The sequence below is a fragment of the Mixta sp. BE291 genome (assembly GCF_031457955.1).
In the GTDB taxonomy this organism is placed as follows: Bacteria; Pseudomonadota; Gammaproteobacteria; order Enterobacterales; family Enterobacteriaceae; genus Mixta.
This window is the reverse complement of sequence record NZ_JAVDXN010000002.1, coordinates 160,200-180,017: the sequence shown is the minus strand read 5'-3', so window position 1 is coordinate 180,017 and position 19,818 is coordinate 160,200. Positions and strand designations below refer to the sequence as shown.

Sequence of the window (19,818 nt, the reverse complement as noted above, 5' to 3'; positions counted from 1 at the left end):
GAAAAAAATGGGTACATCCGAATTATTAAAACATATTTACGATATCAACTTGTCATATTTGCTGCTTGCTCAACGTTTAATTAACCAGGAAAAAGCCTCTGCAATGTTCCGTTTGGGGATTGATGAGACAATGGCTGATACGTTGTCACAGTTAACGCTGCCAGAAATGGTGAAATTAGCTGAAACGAATCAGTTAGTCTGTCAGTTTCGCTTTAATGACCACAATCTTATTAACCGCCTGACGCAGGAATCGCGTGTGGATGATTTACAGCAAATTCACACCGGCATTTTATTATCCAGTCGTTTATTACGCGATGCCGCAAAAGACGAAGCGCCAAAAAAGAGGGCGGTATAATGAGCGAAAAAAGTATTGTTCAGGAAGCACGCGATATTCAGCTGGCGATGGAATTAATTACGCTCGGCGCGCGTCTGCAAATGTTAGAAAGCGAAACTCAGCTTAGCCGTGGCCGTTTAATTAAATTATATAAAGAGCTGCGCGGCAGTCCGCCGCCAAAAGGCATGCTGCCGTTTTCTACCGACTGGTTTATGACGTGGGAACAGAATATTCATGCGTCGATGTTCTGTAACGCCTGGATGTTTCTGCTGAAAAGCAAACTCACCAGCGGCGTAGATGCGGTAATTAAAGCGTATCGTCTCTATCTTGAGCAGTGTCCGCAATCGGACGATGGCCCGCTGTTAGGTTTGACGCGCGCATGGACACTGGTGCGTTTCGTTGAGAGTGGCATGCTCGAACTGTCCGACTGCAAATGCTGCGGTGGAAGCTTTATCAACCATGCGCATCAGCCGGTTGGCAGCTTTGCCTGCAGCCTGTGCCAGCCGCCATCACGTGCGGTAAAAAGACGTAAACTTTCGGCAGAGGCTGCCGATAACATTTCACAACTGCTGGATGAACAGGTTAAACGCGCCGTTTAAGTTTGTTCGCACTGTGAGATGACATCCAGCAGCGGTTTTTAACCGCTGCTTTTTTTTTGTCTTCACGCAGACGAATAACACCTGCGGCTCTCTGGCTTAACTTCCACCAACACGTTACTGACGTAAGGATTTATTGTGCTGGTTATTTTGGGTTACCTCCTCGTTGTTGGCTCGGTGTTGGGCGGCTATATGATGGTCGGCGGCCATCTGGGCGCGCTTTATCAACCTTCGGAACTGGTGATTATCGGCGGCGCCGGTATTGGCGCGTTTATTGTTGGCAATAGCGGCAAAGCGATTAAGGCCACATTAAAAGCGTTACCGCTGCTTTTTCGCGGTTCCAAATATAATAAAGCGGTCTATATGGATCTGATGGCGCTGTTATATCGCCTGATGGCCAAATCGCGTCAGCAGGGCATGATGTCGCTGGAACGCGATATTGAAAACCCAAAAGAAAGTGAAATTTTCGCTAATTACCCGCGCATTCTGTCCGATAACAAGTTAGTGGATTTTATCACCGACTATATGCGGTTAATGATCAGCGGCAATATGAATGCGTTCGAAATTGAAGCATTGATGGATGAAGAGATCGAAACCTACGAGCATGAATGCGACGTTCCTGCGCAAAGTATTGGCGCTATGGGCGATTCACTTCCGGCTTTCGGTATCGTGGCGGCGGTCATGGGCGTGGTCCATACGCTCGCTTCGGCGGATCGCCCGGCGGCGGAGCTCGGCGAGCTGATTGCGCACGCGATGGTGGGGACGTTCCTCGGCATCCTGTTGGCTTACGGCTTTATTTCGCCGCTGTCATCGGTGCTGCGTCAGAAGTGTTCAGAAACCACCAAGATGATGCAGTGCATTAAAGTGACGCTGCTCTCCAGCCTGAACGGCTATGCGCCGCAGATCGCTGTGGAATTTGGTCGTAAGACGTTGTACTCCACCGAGCGTCCGTCGTTCGCCGAACTGGAGGAGCACGTACGTAACGCGAAATCAGCCGGTAAACAGACTTCGGGCCAAGACGCATGAACAACCACAATCACCCCATAGTCGTTGTTAAAAAACGCAAGCATAAAAAGCATGAGGGTGGTCATGGCTCATGGAAAATCGCCTACGCCGATTTTATGACCGCGATGATGGCGTTTTTCATGGTGATGTGGCTGATTTCGGTGGCGAACCCCAAGCAGCTGACGCAGATCGCGGAATATTTCCAGACGCCGCTAAAGGTGGCGTTATCGGGCGGTCAGCGCAGCAGCGACAGTGAAAGCCCCATTCCCGGTGGCGGCGACGATCCGACGAAAAAGGAAGGCGAAGTACAAAAGCATATCGATATGGATGCGGAAAAGCGCAAGCTGGATGAGATCCGTCTTAAACGCCTGCGCGAGCGTCTCGATCAGCTGATTGAATCCGATCCGCGCCTGAAAGCGCTGCGGCCGCATTTGATTATTAACCTGGTTGAAGAAGGTTTGCGCATCCAGATTATCGATAGCCAGAACCGGCCAATGTTTAAAACCGGCAGCGCCCAGGTCGAGCCTTATATGCGCGATATTCTGCGGGCGATTGCGCCGATTTTAAATGATTTGCCAAACAAGATCAGTCTTGCAGGGCACACCGATGATTTCCAGTATGCCTCGGGCGACCGTGGCTACAGCAACTGGGAACTGTCGGCCGACCGCGCCAACGCCTCACGGCGTGAGCTGGTAATGGGTGGCCTGGATGGCAGCAAGATGCTGCGCGTGGTGGGCATGTCCGACACCATGGGTCTGAAAAACCGCGGCGGCGATGAGGCGATCAACCGTCGCATCAGCCTGCTGGTGCTGAACCACGACACCCAGGCGCAAATCGAAAAAGAGAATGCCGAAAGTGACGGAGTACAGCTCAGCGATCCGCAGAGCATGAAAGAAATTACCGCGCCGGCTCAGCCGTCTGCTGCGGACTTAAACCCAGATCTTCAACCCTCACAGGCCGCGCCGGCCAGTCAGGAGAAGCCGGTAACTGATTTACCGCCAGCTCCTGCCAGCACGACGCAGCCTGATCGCGACTCACAGCAGAGGTGATACCGTGAGCATGGATATCAGCGATTTTTATCAGACGTTCTTCGATGAAGCTGACGAGCTGTTGGCGGACATGGAGCAACACCTGCTGGGGTTAGACCCGCAGGAGCCAGATTCGGAACAGCTTAACGCCATTTTCCGTGCGGCCCATTCGATCAAAGGCGGGGCCGGCACCTTTGGCTTCGTGGTTTTGCAGGAAACCACGCATATTCTGGAGAACATTCTGGACGGTGCGCGCCGGGGCGAAATGCAGCTCAGCACTGACATCATCAACCTGTTTTTGGAAACTAAAGATATTATGCAGGAACAGCTGGATGCCTATAAGGCGGGTCAGGAGCCTGACGCCGAAAGCTTTAAATATATTTGTGAAGCGCTGCGCCAGCTGGCGCTGGAAGCGAAAGGTGAAACCATCGCACCGGCGATTAAACCTGCAGCTGCACCGGTTGCCGCTGCACCCGTTGCTGCGGCAGCATCCGGCCTGCGCCTGAAGCTGAGCTCACTGAAGCCGAGCGAAGTGGCGCTGCTGCTGGAAGAGCTGGGCAACCTCGGTACCGTTAGCGATGTGCAAAAAGGTGAAACCAGCCTGGAAGCCTCGCTCGACACCACCATCGATAAAGATGATTTGGTCGCGGTACTCTGCTTTGTGATTGAAGAATCGCAGATCAGTTTCCTGGATGGCTCCTCCGCCCCGGCGGCCGCGGCGCCCGCACCTGCTGCGCCGACCACCATGGCTGAAGCGGAAATTACCGCGCCGCCCGCAACGGTTACCGAGCTGGCACCGGCGGCAAAACGCGAAAGCAAAAAGGCGGCACCGGCAAAAGTCAGCGAGTCGAGCAGTATTCGCGTCGCGGTAGAGAAGGTCGATCAGCTGATCAACCTGGTCGGCGAGCTGGTGATTACCCAGTCGATGCTGGCGCAGCGCTCCGGCGCGCTTGATCCGGTTGCGCATGGCGATCTGCTGAACAGCATGGGCCAGCTGGAGCGTAACGCGCGCGACCTGCAGGAATCGGTGATGTCAATTCGTATGATGCCGATGGAGTATGTCTTCAGCCGCTTCCCGCGCCTGGTGCGCGATCTTGCCAGCAAGCTGGGCAAAGAAGTTGAGCTGACGCTGCTGGGTAGCTCGACCGAGCTGGATAAGAGCCTGATCGAACGCATCATCGATCCGTTAACGCACCTGGTGCGTAACAGCCTGGATCACGGCATTGAATCACCGGAGAAGCGCGTCGCCAACGGCAAAAGCGCGGTGGGCAACCTGACGCTGTCAGCGGAACATCAGGGCGGCAATATCTGCATCGAAGTGGTCGATGACGGCGCGGGCCTGAACCGCGAGCGTATTCTGGCCAAGGCGCTCTCTTCTGGTCTGCCGGTCAGCGACACCATGAGTGATGAAGAAGTGGGCATGCTGATTTTTGCACCTGGCTTCTCCACCGCCGAACAGGTTACCGATGTGTCGGGCCGTGGCGTCGGCATGGATGTGGTGAAACGAAACATCCAGGAAATGGGCGGCCACGTTGAGATCGCATCGAAGCAGGGCAAGGGCACGACGATCCGTATCCTGCTGCCGTTGACGCTGGCGATCCTTGATGGCATGTCAGTACGCGTAGCGGATGAAGTCTTTATCCTGCCGCTGAACGCGGTCATGGAATCGCTTCAGCCACGCGCTGAAGATTTGAAACCGCTGGCAGGTGGCGAATGCGTGCTTGAAGTGCGTGGTGAATACCTGCCGCTGGTTGAGCTGTGGAACGTTTTCGATGTGCAGGACGCGAAAACCGAGGCGACTCAGGGCATTGTGGTGATATTGCAGAGCGCGGGCAAACGCTACGCCTTGCTGGTTGATCAGCTGATTGGCCAACATCAGGTGGTGGTGAAAAACCTTGAAAGCAACTATCGCAAAGTGCCGGGCATCTCCGCCGCCACTATTCTTGGCGATGGCAGCGTCGCGTTGATCGTTGATGTCTCTGCACTGCAATCTTTGAACCGTGAAAAGCGCGTTTCCGGCGCCGCGTAATCGTAACCAATTAGGGGCAAACCTATGACTGGAATGGCAAATGTAACGAAACTGGCCGGCGAGACCGTCGGACAAGAGTTTCTGGTTTTTACGCTCGGTGACGAAGAATACGGCATCGATATTCTGAAAGTGCAGGAGATCCGTGGTTACGATCAGGTAACCCGCATCGCCAATACCCCGGCGTTTATCAAAGGGGTGACCAACCTGCGCGGCGTGATTGTGCCGATTATCGACCTGCGCGTGAAGTTCGCGCAGCCGGGCGTACAATACAACGATAACACCGTAGTAATCGTGCTTAATCTCGAGCATCGCGTGGTGGGCATCGTGGTTGATGGCGTGTCTGATGTGCTGTCGCTGACCACCGATCAGATCCGTCCTTCGCCAGAGTTCGCGGTAACCATGTCGACCGAATACCTGACAGGACTTGGTGCGCTGGGTGAGCGTATGCTTATCCTGGTTGATATTGAGAAGCTGTTGAGCAGCGACGAAATGGCGTTAATGGATACGTTACGTAGCGCATAAAACAGACTGCGCATCCCGTTGGATGATAAATCCGTGAAATGATTACGGGGTGACATAATAAAAAAAGGGCGCCATAATGGCGCCCTTTTTTACATCTTTTGCGAAGCTTCTTATTTATTTCTGCTGCGTGTTATTGTCGTGTGAAATAAATATGTTTCAGACATTTCTGTTATTAATAAATAACTAAAAAGGAAATGACACATCGGGCAAAAGTAAAGCCTGATAGAGCGGGTTCCGGCAGGGCCGCTACGGCAGGGGGAGGCGTAAACCCTGGCGATAAAAGGACAGAACATTCACTGCGCGGACTGTTACTTGTATGTTCGACATAAGGGAACTATATGTTTAAAAATATAAAGATTGTCACGTTGCTATATGCCGTATTAGCCTTATTTAGCCTAATGCAGTTAACAACTAACGGCTTGTTTTATTACTCTCTACAACGAAATCAGCATAATATTAAAGTCGATCACGCCATTCGCACTCAGCAAACGCATTTATCCGATCTTGGCTCTGAGCTGATAAAAGCACGCACCGCGTTTAGCCGCTATGCACTTTATTCCACGCTGGGGGAAAAGAATAAAAACCATGCTGCTTTCGCTAAAGAAATCTGGAGACTGGCGGAAGGTTATCTGGCGGAAGCAGAAGTGGAGTTTAACAGGTTCCAGCAGTCGCTGTTGCTCTCTTCCGAGCAGGATCATGACGAGGTTATCTCAGCCTACCGCAGCATGCATGGGGCGCTGAGTGAACTGAAAACGTTACTCAGCAAAGGTAATCTGACCGGCTATCTGGCACAACCGATTGAGCAGCACCAAAGTAACTTTATTCAGGCCTATGATAACTGGCTGGCGAAAAAGCAGAAGCTGGTTAATGAGATCGGCGAGACTAACGATCGAGACCATATCTATTCCATCGCGCTTTCAATATTTATGTCGCTGCTGGTGGTTATCAGTACCGGCTTAATGTGGGTCATGTTGCAACGTATCCTGCTGAAGCCGCTGAAGGCGTCAATCAAGCATATCCAACATATTACCTGCGGCAACCTCACGGAAAATATTCTGGTTGAAGGCCATAACGAAATGGCACAGCTGGCGCACAGCCTGAAAGAAATGCAGCAATCGCTGACGCAAACCGTCAGCGACGTGCGCGGCGGAGTGAAGAATATTTATAACAGCGCCATCACCATTTCTCACGACAGCGGCGATTTGGCCTCCCGCACGGAGCAGCAGGCGGCATCGCTGGAAGAAACGGCCGCCAGCATGGAAGAGTTGACCGCCACGGTGAAACAGAACGCCGATAACGCCCGTCAGGCCTCACAGCTGGCCCTGAGTGCCTCTGAAACTGCGCTGCGTGGCGGCAAGGTCGTGGATAACGTGGTGACGACCATGGATGAAATTTCGCACAGCTCGAAAAAAATTGCCGACATCATTAGCGTTATCGACAGCATCGCCTTCCAGACCAATATCCTCGCGTTGAATGCGGCGGTGGAAGCGGCGCGCGCCGGTGAGCAGGGACGCGGCTTTGCGGTGGTTGCGGGCGAAGTACGCAGCCTGGCCAGCCGGAGCGCGCAGGCGGCGAAAGAGATCAAAGAGCTGATTAACGCCTCTGTGAACTGTGTAGATACCGGCTCCGTGCTGGTGGGCAGCGCGGGCGAGACCATGAGTGACATTGTCGGCGCGGTAAAACGCGTTACCGATATTATGGCGGAAATCGCCGCCGCCTCCGATGAACAGAGCCGTGGGATTGAACAGGTTAGCGTAGCGGTTAACGAGATGGACAGCGTGACCCAGCAGAACGCCACGCTGGTGGAAGCCTCTGCCGCCGCTGCCGCCGCGCTGGAAGAACAGGCTAGCGTTCTGGATCGGGCGGTGGCCGTGTTTACGCTACCGGACAGCGTAAACCAGCAAAACGACACGCAGGCACGTACGCTGATGCTGCCGCAAACTCACGCCCGGTTGGAAAACAAACAGCCATCCGCGGAGGATGACTGGGTAACCTTTTAACCGTTGCACTTTTCTGCCGATGCCGTCATTCGACGGCATCATTTTTTGCTTCCACACGCTTTTTTTACTTCAGTAAATAAATCTTACTCCTGCTGTGCCGATAAAAGAGTGGCAGTCCTTTTCTCAATACCAGGGGTAAACATGTTAAAGCGAATTAAAGTAGTGACCAGCCTGATCGTGGTTCTGGTCATGTTTGGCGCAATGCAGCTGCTGTCGGGCGGGCTGTTTTTCCATGCGCTAAATAAAGATAAAACGAATTTTTCAGTCTCACAAACTGCCAGCCAGAACGTCGCGGCGTTAACCGACGCCTGGATCGGGCTAAACCAAACGCGTATCACGCTTAACCGTGGCATGCTGCGTCTGCAAAGTTCTATGGCCAGTGAAATCAACGGCGGCGGCGTGGATGCGCTGGTGCAGCAGAGCCGGAAGCAGCTGGCGGAAGCGGAAAAGCATTATAGCATCTATAAAGCGATGCCTAATACGCCGGGCCTGGATAGCAACCTTTCACAGCGCATGGAAGAGAAATACACGACGCTGGCGAAGTCGCTTGCTGATATGACCGATCAGCTGGCAGCAAAGCAGCTGACCGAAATGTTTAAACAGAATATTGAACAGAAGCAGGATGAGGCGCAGGCCGTCTATACCGAATGGCGTAGCGCGCAGGCAGTGCTGTCAGAGAAAGGCGTTGCCGAAAACGAAAGCGCCTTTACCACCATGCTGTGGATCCTCGGTACCATTATGGTGTTGGTGGTTGCGGTGATCGTTATGTGTTGGTTCGGTCTGCAGAGCATCCTGTTGCTGCCGCTGCAAAAAATCATGCAGCACATTCAGGCCATTGCCGCAGGCGATCTGACACAGCCGATTGAAGTGGAAGGGCGCAACGAAATGAGCCTGCTGGCTTCCAGCCTGAAGAATATGCAGCAGGAGCTGGTGCGCACCGTCAGCGACGTGCGTGACGGTTCTGACGCCATCTACACCGGCGCCAGCGAAATCACCGCCGGTAGCAACGATCTCTCATCCCGTACCGAACAGCAGGCCGCCTCGCTGGAGCAGACCGCTGCCAGCATGGAAGAGCTGACCGCTACGGTGAAACAGAACGCGGAGAACGCCCGTCAGGCGTCGCAGCTGGCGCTGAGCGCGTCGGAAACCGCACAGAAGGGCGGCAAGGTGGTGGATGGCGTGGTGAAAACCATGAGCGAAATCGCTGGCAGCTCGAAGAAAATTGCTGATATCACCAGCGTGATCGACGGCATCGCCTTCCAGACCAACATTCTGGCGCTGAACGCCGCAGTAGAAGCGGCACGCGCCGGTGAGCAGGGCCGTGGCTTTGCGGTGGTCGCGGGCGAAGTGCGTAATCTGGCGCAGCGCAGCGCGCAGGCAGCGAAAGAGATCAAATCGCTGATCGAAGATTCGGTTGCCCGTGTTGATACCGGCTCCGCGTTGGTTGGCACCGCCGGTGAAACCATGAGCGACATCGTCAGCGCAGTTACGCGCGTCACCGACATCATGGGCGAAATCGCTTCGGCGTCAGACGAGCAGAGCCGTGGTATCGACCAGGTTGGCCTGGCGGTCACCGAGATGGATCGCGTAACGCAGCAGAACGCCTCGCTGGTGGAAGAGTCCGCTTCTGCGGCCGCCGCGCTGGAAGAACAGGCCAGCCGCCTGAGCCATGCGGTATCGGTATTTAAAGTGCGTCAGGACCAGGCAAGCCGTCCGACCGCGCTGAAAACGCCGGTACTGAGCAAGCCGGTATCCACCAAGCTGGCTGCTGCGCCTGCCGCAGGCGACAGCAATTGGGAAACCTTTTAATCTCGCTATCCCCTGCATCTGATAAGCGATTGGCCTGAAGGATGCCGTCATAAGACGGCGTCCTTTTTCTGTGGCTAACGGCCGCCCACAGCTACACCTTGCCCTTTCTGTTTAATCTCCCGTTGTTACGCACCCGTCAGCCACGGTTAATTTCAGATAAGGATAAAGATCCCGTTAAGTGTGCCGATAAATCTCATCACTCAACCACGCTTTAAGGTTCACCATGTTTAAACATATTAAAGTTGTGACGGCACTGGTCATGGTGCTGGCAATATTTGCTGTACTTCAGCTTGCCTCAAGCGGGCTGTTCTTTAACGCCCTAAAAGGGGATCGACAAAATTTTGTGCTGACGCAGCAGATCCAGCGTGAGCAGGTTAATCTCAACGCCGCCTGGGTGGCGCTGATTCAGGCGCGTAACACCCTTAACCGCGCAGGTATTCGCTACATGCTCGACGCCAACAATTCCGGCAGCGGCAGTACCGTCGCCGAACTGGTCGCGCTGGCTCAGGAGCAGGTAGAAACGGCGGATAAAAGCTTTAATGCCTATCAGCAGGAACTGCCTGATGATGTCAAAAACATGCCTTACCTGGTGGCGGTAGACGAAAAATATAAGGTGCTGCACGACGCGCTGCTCGAACTGGTGCAGATGCTGGGCGCAGGCAACCTGAAAGGTTTTGTTGACCAGCCGACACAGGGCTATCAGAACGATTTTGAAAGCGCTTATACCACCTGGGCGCAAACCACCCTCGGCTTAATGACCGCCGGTGCCGAACAGAATGAGAGCGCTTATCAGCGCGCGCTGTGGATTATTGGCGTTGTGCTGGCGATTCTGGCCGCCGTTGTGGCGCTGGTCTGGACCGGTATGCATCAAATTCTGCTGCGTCCGCTGAAATCCACCGTGGAGCAAATCCGTCATATTGCCGCAGGCGATCTGACGCAGCCGATCGAAGTGGAAGGGCGCAACGAAATGAGCGAGCTGGCCGCCAGCCTGAAGCATATGCAGCAGGAGCTGGTGCGCACTGTCAGCGACGTGCGTGACGGTTCTGACGCCATCTACACCGGCGCCAGCGAAATCACCGCCGGTAGCAACGATCTCTCTTCCCGTACCGAACAGCAGGCCGCCTCGCTGGAGCAGACCGCTGCCAGCATGGAAGAGCTGACCGCTACGGTGAAACAGAACGCGGAGAACGCCCGTCAGGCGTCGCAGCTGGCGCTGAGCGCGTCGGAAACCGCACAGAAGGGCGGCAAGGTGGTGGATGGCGTGGTGAAAACCATGAACGAAATCGCTGGCAGCTCGAAGAAAATTGCTGATATCACCAGCGTGATCGACGGCATCGCCTTCCAGACCAACATTCTGGCGCTGAACGCCGCGGTGGAAGCGGCACGCGCCGGTGAGCAGGGCCGTGGCTTTGCGGTGGTTGCGGGCGAAGTGCGTAATCTGGCGCAGCGCAGCGCGCAGGCAGCGAAAGAGATCAAATCGCTGATTGAAGATTCCGTCACCCGTGTCGATACCGGTTCTGTGCTGGTGGAAAGCGCGGGTGAAACCATGAGCGACATCGTCAGCGCAGTTACGCGCGTCACCGACATCATGGGCGAAATCGCCTCGGCGTCAGACGAGCAGAGCCGTGGTATCGACCAGGTTGGCCTGGCGGTTACCGAGATGGATCGCGTGACGCAGCAGAACGCCTCGCTGGTGCAGGAGTCCGCCACGGCGGCCGCCACGCTGGAACAGCAGGCCAGCCGTCTCAGCCAGGCCGTTGCAGTGTTCAGAATTCGTAAAGAATTTGCCGCCGCCGCCGTTAACGTTAGTACGGCAGCGAAAAAGCCGCAAAGCGTGACGCCAGCCGCGGCAGGTCGCAAAACCGTTGCATCGGATGAGAACTGGGAAACCTTCTAATCGCGCGTGCAGTGGCAGTAAGTAATGTGTTGACAGAATGTACGCGGTTGTTCGCCAGCCAGATTGGGTCACACAGCAGAATGCCGCGCTGAGAGAGGAAGCGGCAACGGCCACGAATGCGCCTGTAGCCCGGCGCATTCGACTGAGCAACAGCGGCGCGGTTTGCGCGACTGATTGCCAGACAGGCGCGTCCAGGCGAGCGAGCGTAACGCCCTCGCCGGGAAGCGGCGCCCTTTAACCTTTAATCTGCTTTTTGTTGGGTGAACCTGGATGAAGAAATCGACATTACTGGCAGCACCCGAGAACGCAACGCTGTTATCCCAGATGGTTCAGCGCTTGCCTCTCTCTGATACGCATTTTCGTCGTATCAGCCAGTTAATTTATCAACGCGCCGGTATTGTTCTTGCCGATCATAAGCGCGAGATGGTTTACAACCGGCTGGTGCGTCGTTTGCGCACGTTAAACATTGATGACTTCGGACGTTATCTTGCGCTGCTGGAAAACGATCAGAACAGCGCCGAGTGGCAGGCATTTATCAATGCGCTGACCACCAACCTGACGGCGTTTTTCCGTGAGGCGCACCACTTCCCGATTCTGGCCGATCATGCCAAACGGCGTGGCGGAAGTTACAACGTCTGGAGCACGGCGGCCTCTACCGGCGAAGAGCCGTACTCGATCGCCATGACGCTGGCGGAAACGCTGGGCGCCGGGCCGGGGAAGTTCTCGGTTCACGCCAGCGATATTGATACCCAGGTGCTGGAAAAGGCCTCGTCGGGTATCTATCGCCAGGAAGAGCTGCGTACGCTCTCGCAACAGCAGATGCAGCGTTTCTTTTTACGTGGCACCGGCCCGCACTCCGGCATGGTGCGCGTACGTTCTGAACTGGCTGGCATGGTGGATTTTACCCAGCTTAACCTGCTGGCGAACGAGTGGTCGCTGCCCGGACCGTTTGATGCGATTTTTTGCCGCAACGTAATGATCTATTTCGACAAAGAAACGCAGGAAAAGATCCTGCGCCGCTTTGTGCCACTGCTGAAGCCCGGCGGCCTGCTGTTTGCGGGCCACTCGGAAAACTTTAGCCAGATCAGTAAAGAGTTCTATCTGCGCGGACAAACGGTTTACGGGCTGACTAAGGAAAGATCATGAGCAAAATCACCGTAATGTGCGTTGATGATTCAGCGCTGATGCGACAACTGATGACGGAGATCATCAACAGTCATCCCGATATGGAAATGGTAGCGACGGCGCCCGATCCGTTGGTGGCGCGCGATTTAATTAAGCAATACAACCCGCAGGTGCTGACGCTGGATGTTGAGATGCCTCGTATGGACGGCCTCGATTTCCTGGAGAAGCTGATGCGTTTGCGCCCGATGCCGGTGGTGATGGTGTCATCACTGACGGCGAAAGGCTCGGAAGTGACCCTGCGGGCGCTGGAGCTGGGCGCGATTGATTTCGTGACCAAGCCGCAGCTGGGTATTCGCGAAGGCATGATGGCCTACAGCCAGATGATTGCCGACAAGATCCGTGCCGCAGCGCGCGCCCGACTGGTGCCGCGCGTTGCACAGGCGGCACCGGCGATGCTGAAGGCTGGCCCGCTGCTGAGTAGTGAAAAGCTGATCGCCATTGGCGCATCGACCGGCGGCACCGAAGCGATTCGCCATGTGCTACAGCCGTTGCCGATGACCAGCCCGGCGCTGCTGATCACGCAGCATATGCCGCCAGGTTTTACCCGCTCGTTTGCCGAGCGTTTGAACAAGCTTTGCCAGATCACCGTGAAAGAAGCGGAAGATGGCGAACGTATTCTGCCGGGGCACGCCTATATCGCGCCCGGTGCGATGCACCTGGAGCTGGTGCGCAGCGGCGCCAACTATCAGGTGAAGCTGAACGATGGTCCGCCGGTTAACCGCCATAAGCCCTCTGTGGATGTGCTGTTTAAATCGGTGGCGCAACATGCCGGACGTAACGCCGTTGGCGTGATTCTGACCGGTATGGGCAACGATGGCGCAGCGGGGCTGTTAGAAATGCATCGCGCTGGCGCCTGGACCATCGCGCAGAACGAAGCAAGTTGTGTGGTTTTCGGCATGCCCCGTGAAGCGATTGCTTACGGGGGAGCCAGTGAAGTGGTGGATCTGCACCAAATCAGCCAGCACATGTTGGCGAAAATTAGCGCCGGACAGGCATTGCGAATTTAACCGAGCCCGTCCAGCGGGTCGAGATAACACAGGAGTAGGTATGGCTGACAAGAATATGCGTTTTTTGGTGGTAGACGATTTCAATACGATGCGTCGTATTGTGCGCAACCTGCTGAAAGAGCTGGGCTTCAACAACGTTGAAGAAGCCGAAGATGGGGCAGACGCACTGACCAAGCTGCGCGCGGGCGGTTTCGATTTCGTCATTTCCGACTGGAACATGCCGAACATGGATGGCCTGCAGCTGCTGCAAACCATCCGTGCTGATGCCACGCTGGGCAAGCTGCCGGTATTGATGGTGACCGCGGAAGCGAAGAAAGAGAACATCATCGCTGCGGCACAGGCGGGTGCCAGCGGCTATGTAGTGAAACCTTTTACTGCGGCCACTCTGGAAGAGAAGTTAGGTAAGATCTTCGAAAAATTAGGTATGTAAGGAGACGTGATGAGCGAACTTACGAAACCAGCGACCGACGCGGCGTCGGCGCAGGACATCATTGCGCGCGTTGGCTCGTTAACGCGTATGCTGCGCGACAGCCTGCGTGAGCTGGGGCTGGATCAGGCGATCGCGGAAGCGGCGGAAGCGATTCCTGACGCCCGTGACCGCCTTGATTATGTCGTTCAGATGACGGCTCAGGCTGCCGAGCGTGCGCTGAACTGCGTAGAAGCATCACAGCCGCGCCAGGATGCGTTGGAAAGCGGCGCCAAAGATCTTAAGACACGCTGGGATGCCTGGTTTGAGGACCCCATCGAGCTGGCGGATGCTCGTGAACTGGTTTCGGATACGCGCGAATATCTGGCCACCGTGCCGGAACACACGTCCTTTACCAATTCACAGCTGCTCGACATCATGATGGCGCAGGATTTCCAGGACCTGACCGGTCAGGTTATCAAGCGTATGATGGATGTGATCCAGGAAATTGAGCGCCAGCTGTTGATGGTGCTGCTGGAGAATATGCCGGAAGCGAATGCGCGTCAGAAGCGGGAAGAGAATAGCCTGCTGAACGGCCCGCAGATCAATGCCGCCGCGCCTGGCGTGGTAGCGAACCAGGATCAGGTCGACGACCTGCTCGATAGTCTGGGCTTCTAAGTTAAATGCTGCCGCCCGGTAACCGGAGCGGCAGCGTCTTAATGATCAACAGGCCGACGATAACCCGATCGTCGGTCTGCTTTTTCCATTCCCTGAAATAACCCCTGTTTAACCCTGTTACTCCACCCATTAACTTTGCCTTTGTTTGGCAAGCTATGCGCAATCCCCATTCCGATACAGGTTGATCAACGTGGCTGAAGGTAGCGACGAGGAAAAAACAGAATCCCCCACACCCCACCGACTTGAGAAAGCGCGTAAAGAAGGGCAGATACCGCGATCGCGTGAACTGACTTCTCTGCTGATGCTGGTGGCGGGGTTGCTGATTTTGTGGATGGGCGGCGAGCCGATGGCGCGCCAGCTGGCGGAAATGGTCGCCTCAGGTTTTAGTTTCGATCATCGTTTGATTAACGATCCCGGTCAGATTGTACGCCACGTCAGTCGGCTGCTGGGGCAGGCGGTATGGGCGCTGGTGCCGATGATGGCGGGCCTGGTGCTGGTGGCGATCGCCGCGCCGATGCTGCTGGGCGGCGTCGTCCTGAGCGGCAAATCAATTTCTTTCAAGTTTAGTAAGCTGAACCCGCTGAGCGGCCTGAAGCGCATGGTTTCCGCGCAAACCTGGGCCGAGCTGTTAAAAGCGATAATGAAAGCGGCGCTGGTGAGTTCGGTCGCGGGTTGGTATGTCTGGACAAGCTGGCCGGAGATGCTGCACCTGATTAGCGAATCACCGTTTGATGCGCTGGCGCACGGCATGCATATGATCGCCGTCTGCTGTTTTCTGGTGGTGCTGGGCCTGGTGCCGATGGTGGGCTTCGATGTGTTCTGGCAGTTGTTCAGCTACTTCAAGCAGCTGCGCATGACCAACCAGGAAATCCGCGATGAATATAAAGAGATGGAGGGCGATCCGCATGTTAAAGGACGCATCCGTCAGGCGATGCGCGCCGCCGCACGCCGCCGCATGATGGCTGACGTGCCGAAAGCGGACGTTATCGTTACCAACCCGACGCACTATTCTGTCGCATTACAGTATGACGATAAGAAAATGAGCGCGCCAAAAGTGCTGGCGAAGGGCGCAGGCGACGTAGCGCTGAAGATTCGTGAGCTGGCAAAAGAACATCGCGTGCCGATTCTGGAAGCGCCGCCGCTGGCGCGCGCCCTTTATCGTCACAGTGAAATAGGGCAGCACATTCCGGGCGCGCTGTATGGCGCGGTGGCGGAAGTGCTGGCCTGGGTATGGCAATTGCGTCGCTGGAAGCGCGAAGGCGGCCTGATACCGCAGAAACCTCAACGTTTGCCGGTACCGGCTGAACTGGACTTTGCAGGAGAGACGAAAACTGATGGCTAATCTGGCCGAGTTGCTTCGCTTACCGGGTAACATGAAAGATACGCAGTGGAAGGTGCTGGCTGGCCCGCTGCTGATTCTGATGATCCTGTCGATGATGGTGCTGCCGCTGCCGCCCTTTATCCTCGATCTGTTTTTTACCTTTAACATTGCGCTGTCGATCATGGTGCTGCTGGTGGCGATGTTCACCCAGCGCACGCTGGAATTCGCTGCGTTCCCGACCATTCTGCTGTTTTCTACGCTGTTGCGTCTGGCGCTGAACGTCGCCTCGACGCGTGTGATCCTGATGGAAGGGCACACCGGCGCGGCGGCGGCAGGTCAGGTGGTGGAAGCGTTCGGCCACTTCCTGGTCGGCGGCAACTTCGCCATCGGTATCGTGGTATTTATCATTCTGATCATCATTAACTTTATGGTCATCACCAAGGGTGCCGGACGTATCGCCGAAGTAGGCGCGCGTTTTGTGCTCGACGGGATGCCCGGCAAGCAGATGGCGATCGATGCCGACTTAAACGCCGGGCTGATTGGTGAAGAGGAGGCGAAAAAGCGTCGTTCCGAAGTGACGCAGGAAGCGGACTTCTACGGCTCAATGGACGGTGCCAGTAAGTTTGTTCGCGGTGACGCCATCGCGGGCATCATGATCATGATTATCAACGTGGTGGGCGGCCTGCTGGTGGGCGTGTTGCAGCACGGGATGTCGCTGGGTTCAGCGGGTGAAACCTATACGCTGCTGACCATCGGTGACGGCCTGGTGGCACAGATCCCGGCGCTGGTGATCTCAACCGCCGCCGGTGTCATCGTGACGCGCGTCAGCACCGATCAGGATGTGGGCGAGCAGATGGTGACCCAGCTGTTTAACAACCCACGCGTGATGATGCTGAGTGCAGGCGTGTTAGGTCTGTTAGGGCTGGTGCCGGGCATGCCGAACCTGGTGTTTCTGCTGTTTACCGCCGGTCTGTTAGGCCTGGCCTGGTGGCAACGTGGCCGCGAGATGAAGCCGAAGCCGGTCACGCAATCACTGCCGCGTGCGCAGGAGACGGCGGCAACGGTTGAAGCGACATGGGGCGATGTGCAGCTGGAAGATTCACTGGGGATGGAAGTGGGCTATCGCCTGATCCCGATGGTGGATCAACAGCAGGATGGCGAGCTGCTGGGACGTATCCGCAGTATTCGTAAGAAGTTCGCGCAGGAGATGGGCTTTCTGCCGCCGGTGGTGCATATTCGCGACAATATGGATCTGCCTGCCGCCCGCTATCGTATTTTGATGAAAGGCGTGGAGATCGGCAGCGGCGACGCATGGCCTGGACGCTGGATGGCGATCAACCCTGGTACGGCGTCCGGTACGCTGCCGGGTGAAGCCACGGTCGATCCGGCCTTTGGTCTGGCGGCGATTTGGATCGACAGCGCGCTGAAAGAGCAGGCGCAGATTCAGGGCTTTACCGTGGTGGAAGCCAGTACCGTGGTGGCGACGCACCTTAATCATCTGATTGGTCAATACGCCAGCGAGCTGTTTGGTCGTCAGGAAGCGCAGCAGCTGCTGGATCGCGTGAGCCAGGAGATGCCGAAGCTGACTGAAGATTTGGTGCCGGGCGTGGTGTCGCTGACGACGCTGCATAAGGTGCTGCAAAATCTGCTGTCCGAGCGCGTGTCGATTCGCGATATGCGCACCATTATTGAAACGCTGGCAGAACATGCGGCGGTGCAGAACGATCCGTATGAGCTGACGACGGTGGTACGTGTGGCGCTGGGTCGTGCGATTACCCAGCAGTGGTTCCCGGGCAACGGCGAGGTGCAGGTTATCGGCCTTGATGCGACGCTGGAACGTTTGCTGCTGCAGGCATTGCAGGGCGGCGGCGGGCTGGAGCCGGGTCTGGCGGATCGTCTGTTGGAACAGACGCAGCATGCGCTGCAAAATCAGGAGATGCTGGGCGCGCCGCCGGTGCTGTTGGTTAATCATCCGCTGCGTGCGCTGCTGGCGCGTTTCCTGCGCCGTAATCTGCCGCAGCTGGCGGTGCTCTCCAATATGGAGCTGAGCGATAATCGTCATATCCGTATGACGGCCACGATTGGAGGTCAATAATGCGATTTTTGTTCTGTACGCTGGCGCTGCTGTTGCCGTTGGCAACGCAGGCGGCGCAGGGTGCCTGGCAAGGAAGCGGCACGGGTGCGACGCTGAGCAATCGCGGCGTGGAAGCCTCATCGCCGCCGATTGCGCCGCCGGGGCCGATTTCCGGCCTGATGAGCGTGATTTACTGGCGTTTTGAGCTGACCGGCCCGCAGCCAGCGGGGCTGACGGTGAAGCTCTGTTCCAGCAGCCGTTGTACGCCGATTGAAGGCGCCAGCGGCTCGACGCGCGGCCTGACTAATGTGCCCGCCAGCGATACGCTGCGCTTTGTGTATAGCGTGCCGGGGCAGGGAAGGCTGTTTCCTGTTACGCGGGTGCGCAGTAATCAGGTGATGGTGAATTATCAGTAATCTGTGCGGATGGTTAGCACCGCTTCCCGGTTAAGATCGCTTCTCAGCTTGCGCTGTCGCCTCCCACGTTTCTGGCGTGGGAGCTTTGTTTTATTTCCCGCCTTATGTTTTCTCGCTGTGTTCTTTTTTTAAATAATCTGTGCGCTTATTTCTGATCGGGCGTTATTTGCTTAATGAAAATGAATTGTTTGGCGTTAACGCTTTTCTTTTTTGTTAATTAATAAAAGGCCTTTTAATGCTTGTGCTCTGATTGCATGGCACGGGAGCGTTACGGGTTTTTTTAACGGCTTGCTTATATTATCCTGCGATAACAACTTCATTCTATTTTCGGGTTTGTATTACCTGAGGTGAATAACCTGTTGGTTAATTCCCTCAGAATTATTGCGAGGTCCCTTGATGTGAAAACGTTTGTTATTAATTTAGAAAAAGATCATGAGCGACGTGAAAAGATAGTTAAGCAATGCGTCATTAATAAATTAAAGTATGAGTTAATTCATGCCGTGGATGGGCGGACATTGTCAACAGAGATGTTAACGCTGGTTACGCATGATTATCCGCGCTGTGCCTTGACCAACGGCGAGATAGGCTGCGCGCTGAGTCATTTAACCATTTATGCCAGAATGGTAGCGGAGGATGTGCCGTATGCGTTGGTGCTGGAGGATGATTCCGTGCCGGGCGCCAATCTGGCCAGTCATTTAGCAGGTATTAAAAAATTAATTAGCGCGACCAGACCTGAGGTGTTTCTGCTTACCGGGGATAACATTTATAACTGTAATATTAAAAGTGTGGATTGTCATGGTAATGAATATTATCGGCTGGCTTATGGCAGCGGTGGTTATGGTTATGTAATTAATCAGGCCGCCGCGCAGGAAATCCTTAAACAAAACAGGCCGGTTATTTTTGAGGCTGACCGCTGGATGTTTTTTAGGAATAATGGGCGTTTGCGCGTATGGTGCAGTAAGCGGGCCGTTATTACTACTTCAGATGTTAATCGGGAAACGTCTGTTCTGGAAAACGGCAGAAAGCAACAGTTTGCCGCCCGCTCCGCCTATATAAATAGATTTAAGCGAACGATGCGTTTTTATCAGGCGCGCAGGATTAAGGATGTGCTGTTAAATAAAACCGGGTTGGCTAAGAACTGAAACTTGAAACTTGAAACTTGAAACTTGAAACTTGAAACTTGAAACTTAAAACCGGATTTGTGCCGGTCGCAGGCGGGGCTGTACGTTCGGCGGGACGGCATAAACCCGTCCCTGGGGCCTCCGCCCACGCCGTCCATAGCGTGGGAGGCCCGCCTCATCGTACAGCCCCGCCTACTCCCCGAACACTGTATGGCATGACTTAACTCGTGGTGGCAGAGGCTGGTTGACCTGCAACATCAATACTCATTCCTAATTCTGTATTACATGACTTAACCCGTGGTGGCAGAGGCTGGTTGACCTGCAACATCAATACTCATTCCTAATTCTGTATTGCATGACTTAACCCGTGGTGGCGGAGGCTGGTTTGCT

At 55.2% G+C, this 19,818-nt stretch carries 18 protein-coding genes; 17 read left to right on the top strand and 1 reads right to left on the bottom strand.

The genetic code is table 11. The features are described 5' to 3' along the window. Positions 1-7 precede the first annotated feature (7 nt). From flhD to cheZ, 13 genes are all read left to right on the top strand, one after another. Entirely contained in the window at positions 8-355 is a 348-nt protein-coding gene (gene flhD / locus J2X14_RS05975; protein WP_352410314.1) for a flagellar transcriptional regulator FlhD, read from the top strand. After that, entirely contained in the window at positions 355-933 is a 579-nt protein-coding gene (gene flhC / locus J2X14_RS05970; protein WP_352410313.1) for a flagellar transcriptional regulator FlhC, read from the top strand. The genes flhD and flhC overlap by 1 nt, the downstream gene beginning before the upstream one ends. A 135-nt stretch (positions 934-1,068) precedes the next feature. Next, positions 1,069-1,956, top strand: a complete 888-nt coding sequence (gene motA, locus J2X14_RS05965) for a flagellar motor stator protein MotA (protein WP_352410312.1) — start codon at positions 1,069-1,071, stop codon at positions 1,954-1,956. Beyond that, positions 1,953-2,984 (top strand): flagellar motor protein MotB, encoded by a 1,032-nt coding sequence (motB, locus tag J2X14_RS05960; RefSeq protein ID WP_352410311.1) that lies wholly within the window; start codon positions 1,953-1,955, stop codon positions 2,982-2,984. Before motA ends, motB begins: the two co-directional genes overlap by 4 nt. A 10-nt stretch (positions 2,985-2,994) precedes the next feature. Continuing rightward, positions 2,995-4,992 (top strand): chemotaxis protein CheA, encoded by a 1,998-nt coding sequence (cheA, locus tag J2X14_RS05955; protein ID WP_352410614.1) that lies wholly within the window; start codon positions 2,995-2,997, stop codon positions 4,990-4,992. 24 nt (positions 4,993-5,016) lie between these two features. Beyond that, positions 5,017-5,514 (top strand): chemotaxis protein CheW, encoded by a 498-nt coding sequence (cheW, locus tag J2X14_RS05950; protein WP_352410310.1) that lies wholly within the window; start codon positions 5,017-5,019, stop codon positions 5,512-5,514. Between the two features lie 338 nt (positions 5,515-5,852). Beyond that, on the top strand, positions 5,853-7,514 hold the full coding sequence (locus J2X14_RS05945) for a methyl-accepting chemotaxis protein (RefSeq protein WP_352410309.1): 1,662 nt from the start codon (positions 5,853-5,855) through the stop codon (positions 7,512-7,514). 141 nt (positions 7,515-7,655) lie between these two features. Then, positions 7,656-9,323 (top strand): methyl-accepting chemotaxis protein, encoded by a 1,668-nt coding sequence (locus J2X14_RS05940; protein WP_352410308.1) that lies wholly within the window; start codon positions 7,656-7,658, stop codon positions 9,321-9,323. Positions 9,324-9,546: 223 nt separating this feature from the next. After that, on the top strand, positions 9,547-11,220 hold the full coding sequence (locus J2X14_RS05935; protein WP_352410307.1) for a methyl-accepting chemotaxis protein: 1,674 nt from the start codon (positions 9,547-9,549) through the stop codon (positions 11,218-11,220). 270 nt (positions 11,221-11,490) lie between these two features. Further along, positions 11,491-12,366: a protein-glutamate O-methyltransferase CheR gene (cheR, locus tag J2X14_RS05930; protein WP_352410306.1), complete on the top strand. Its 876-nt coding sequence runs from the start codon at positions 11,491-11,493 to the stop codon at positions 12,364-12,366. Beyond that, positions 12,363-13,412 carry a protein-glutamate methylesterase/protein-glutamine glutaminase gene (locus tag J2X14_RS05925; protein WP_352410305.1) on the top strand — a complete coding sequence of 350 codons (1,050 nt, stop codon included), beginning with the start codon at positions 12,363-12,365 and terminating at the stop codon, positions 13,410-13,412. Before cheR ends, J2X14_RS05925 begins: the two co-directional genes overlap by 4 nt. Before the next feature lie 40 nt (positions 13,413-13,452). After that, positions 13,453-13,842 (top strand): chemotaxis response regulator CheY, encoded by a 390-nt coding sequence (gene cheY / locus J2X14_RS05920; RefSeq protein ID WP_104957647.1) that lies wholly within the window; start codon positions 13,453-13,455, stop codon positions 13,840-13,842. A 9-nt stretch (positions 13,843-13,851) separates the two neighbouring features. Continuing rightward, positions 13,852-14,496: a protein phosphatase CheZ gene (gene cheZ / locus J2X14_RS05915; protein WP_352410304.1), complete on the top strand. Its 645-nt coding sequence runs from the start codon at positions 13,852-13,854 to the stop codon at positions 14,494-14,496. A gap of 1 nt (position 14,497) precedes the next feature. Here the strand turns inward: cheZ and J2X14_RS05910 are convergent, their stop codons facing one another. After that, positions 14,498-14,626: a hypothetical protein gene (locus J2X14_RS05910; RefSeq protein WP_352410303.1), complete on the bottom strand. Its 129-nt coding sequence runs from the start codon at positions 14,624-14,626 to the stop codon at positions 14,498-14,500. 60 nt (positions 14,627-14,686) lie between these two features. On the opposite strand from J2X14_RS05910, the gene flhB reads away from it, so the two are divergent. The 4 genes from flhB to J2X14_RS05890 all read left to right on the top strand — a co-directional run bounded on the left by flhB (position 14,687) and on the right by J2X14_RS05890 (position 19,449). Beyond that, complete coding sequence (gene flhB / locus J2X14_RS05905) at positions 14,687-15,838, top strand: flagellar biosynthesis protein FlhB (protein WP_352410302.1); 1,152 nt, start codon at positions 14,687-14,689, stop codon at positions 15,836-15,838. Further along, entirely contained in the window at positions 15,831-17,912 is a 2,082-nt protein-coding gene (flhA, locus tag J2X14_RS05900) for a flagellar biosynthesis protein FlhA (RefSeq protein ID WP_352410301.1), read from the top strand. The genes flhB and flhA overlap by 8 nt, the downstream gene beginning before the upstream one ends. Then, the gene (flhE, locus tag J2X14_RS05895) at positions 17,912-18,307 is read left to right on the top strand and encodes a flagellar protein FlhE (protein ID WP_352410300.1); all 396 of its coding nucleotides are present in this window, start codon (positions 17,912-17,914) and stop codon (positions 18,305-18,307) included. The genes flhA and flhE overlap by 1 nt, the downstream gene beginning before the upstream one ends. 398 nt (positions 18,308-18,705) lie before the next feature. Beyond that, positions 18,706-19,449: a glycosyltransferase family 25 protein gene (locus tag J2X14_RS05890; protein ID WP_352410299.1), complete on the top strand. Its 744-nt coding sequence runs from the start codon at positions 18,706-18,708 to the stop codon at positions 19,447-19,449. Positions 19,450-19,818: the final 369 nt, after the last annotated feature.

Coding starts and splice junctions, on each gene's coding strand:
- flhE (WP_352410300.1), top strand. CDS start 17,912: ATGCGATTTTTGTTCTGTACGCTGGCGCTGCTGTTGCCGTTGGCAACG.
- flhC (WP_352410313.1), top strand. CDS start 355: ATGAGCGAAAAAAGTATTGTTCAGGAAGCACGCGATATTCAGCTGGCG.
- J2X14_RS05940 (WP_352410308.1), top strand. CDS start 7,656: ATGTTAAAGCGAATTAAAGTAGTGACCAGCCTGATCGTGGTTCTGGTC.
- flhD (WP_352410314.1), top strand. CDS start 8: ATGGGTACATCCGAATTATTAAAACATATTTACGATATCAACTTGTCA.
- cheR (WP_352410306.1), top strand. CDS start 11,491: ATGAAGAAATCGACATTACTGGCAGCACCCGAGAACGCAACGCTGTTA.
- cheZ (WP_352410304.1), top strand. CDS start 13,852: ATGAGCGAACTTACGAAACCAGCGACCGACGCGGCGTCGGCGCAGGAC.
- J2X14_RS05925 (WP_352410305.1), top strand. CDS start 12,363: ATGAGCAAAATCACCGTAATGTGCGTTGATGATTCAGCGCTGATGCGA.
- flhA (WP_352410301.1), top strand. CDS start 15,831: ATGGCTAATCTGGCCGAGTTGCTTCGCTTACCGGGTAACATGAAAGAT.
- cheW (WP_352410310.1), top strand. CDS start 5,017: ATGACTGGAATGGCAAATGTAACGAAACTGGCCGGCGAGACCGTCGGA.
- J2X14_RS05935 (WP_352410307.1), top strand. CDS start 9,547: ATGTTTAAACATATTAAAGTTGTGACGGCACTGGTCATGGTGCTGGCA.
- cheY (WP_104957647.1), top strand. CDS start 13,453: ATGGCTGACAAGAATATGCGTTTTTTGGTGGTAGACGATTTCAATACG.
- J2X14_RS05945 (WP_352410309.1), top strand. CDS start 5,853: ATGTTTAAAAATATAAAGATTGTCACGTTGCTATATGCCGTATTAGCC.
- cheA (WP_352410614.1), top strand. CDS start 2,995: ATGGATATCAGCGATTTTTATCAGACGTTCTTCGATGAAGCTGACGAG.
- motB (WP_352410311.1), top strand. CDS start 1,953: ATGAACAACCACAATCACCCCATAGTCGTTGTTAAAAAACGCAAGCAT.
- J2X14_RS05910 (WP_352410303.1), bottom strand. CDS start 14,626: ATGGGTGGAGTAACAGGGTTAAACAGGGGTTATTTCAGGGAATGGAAA.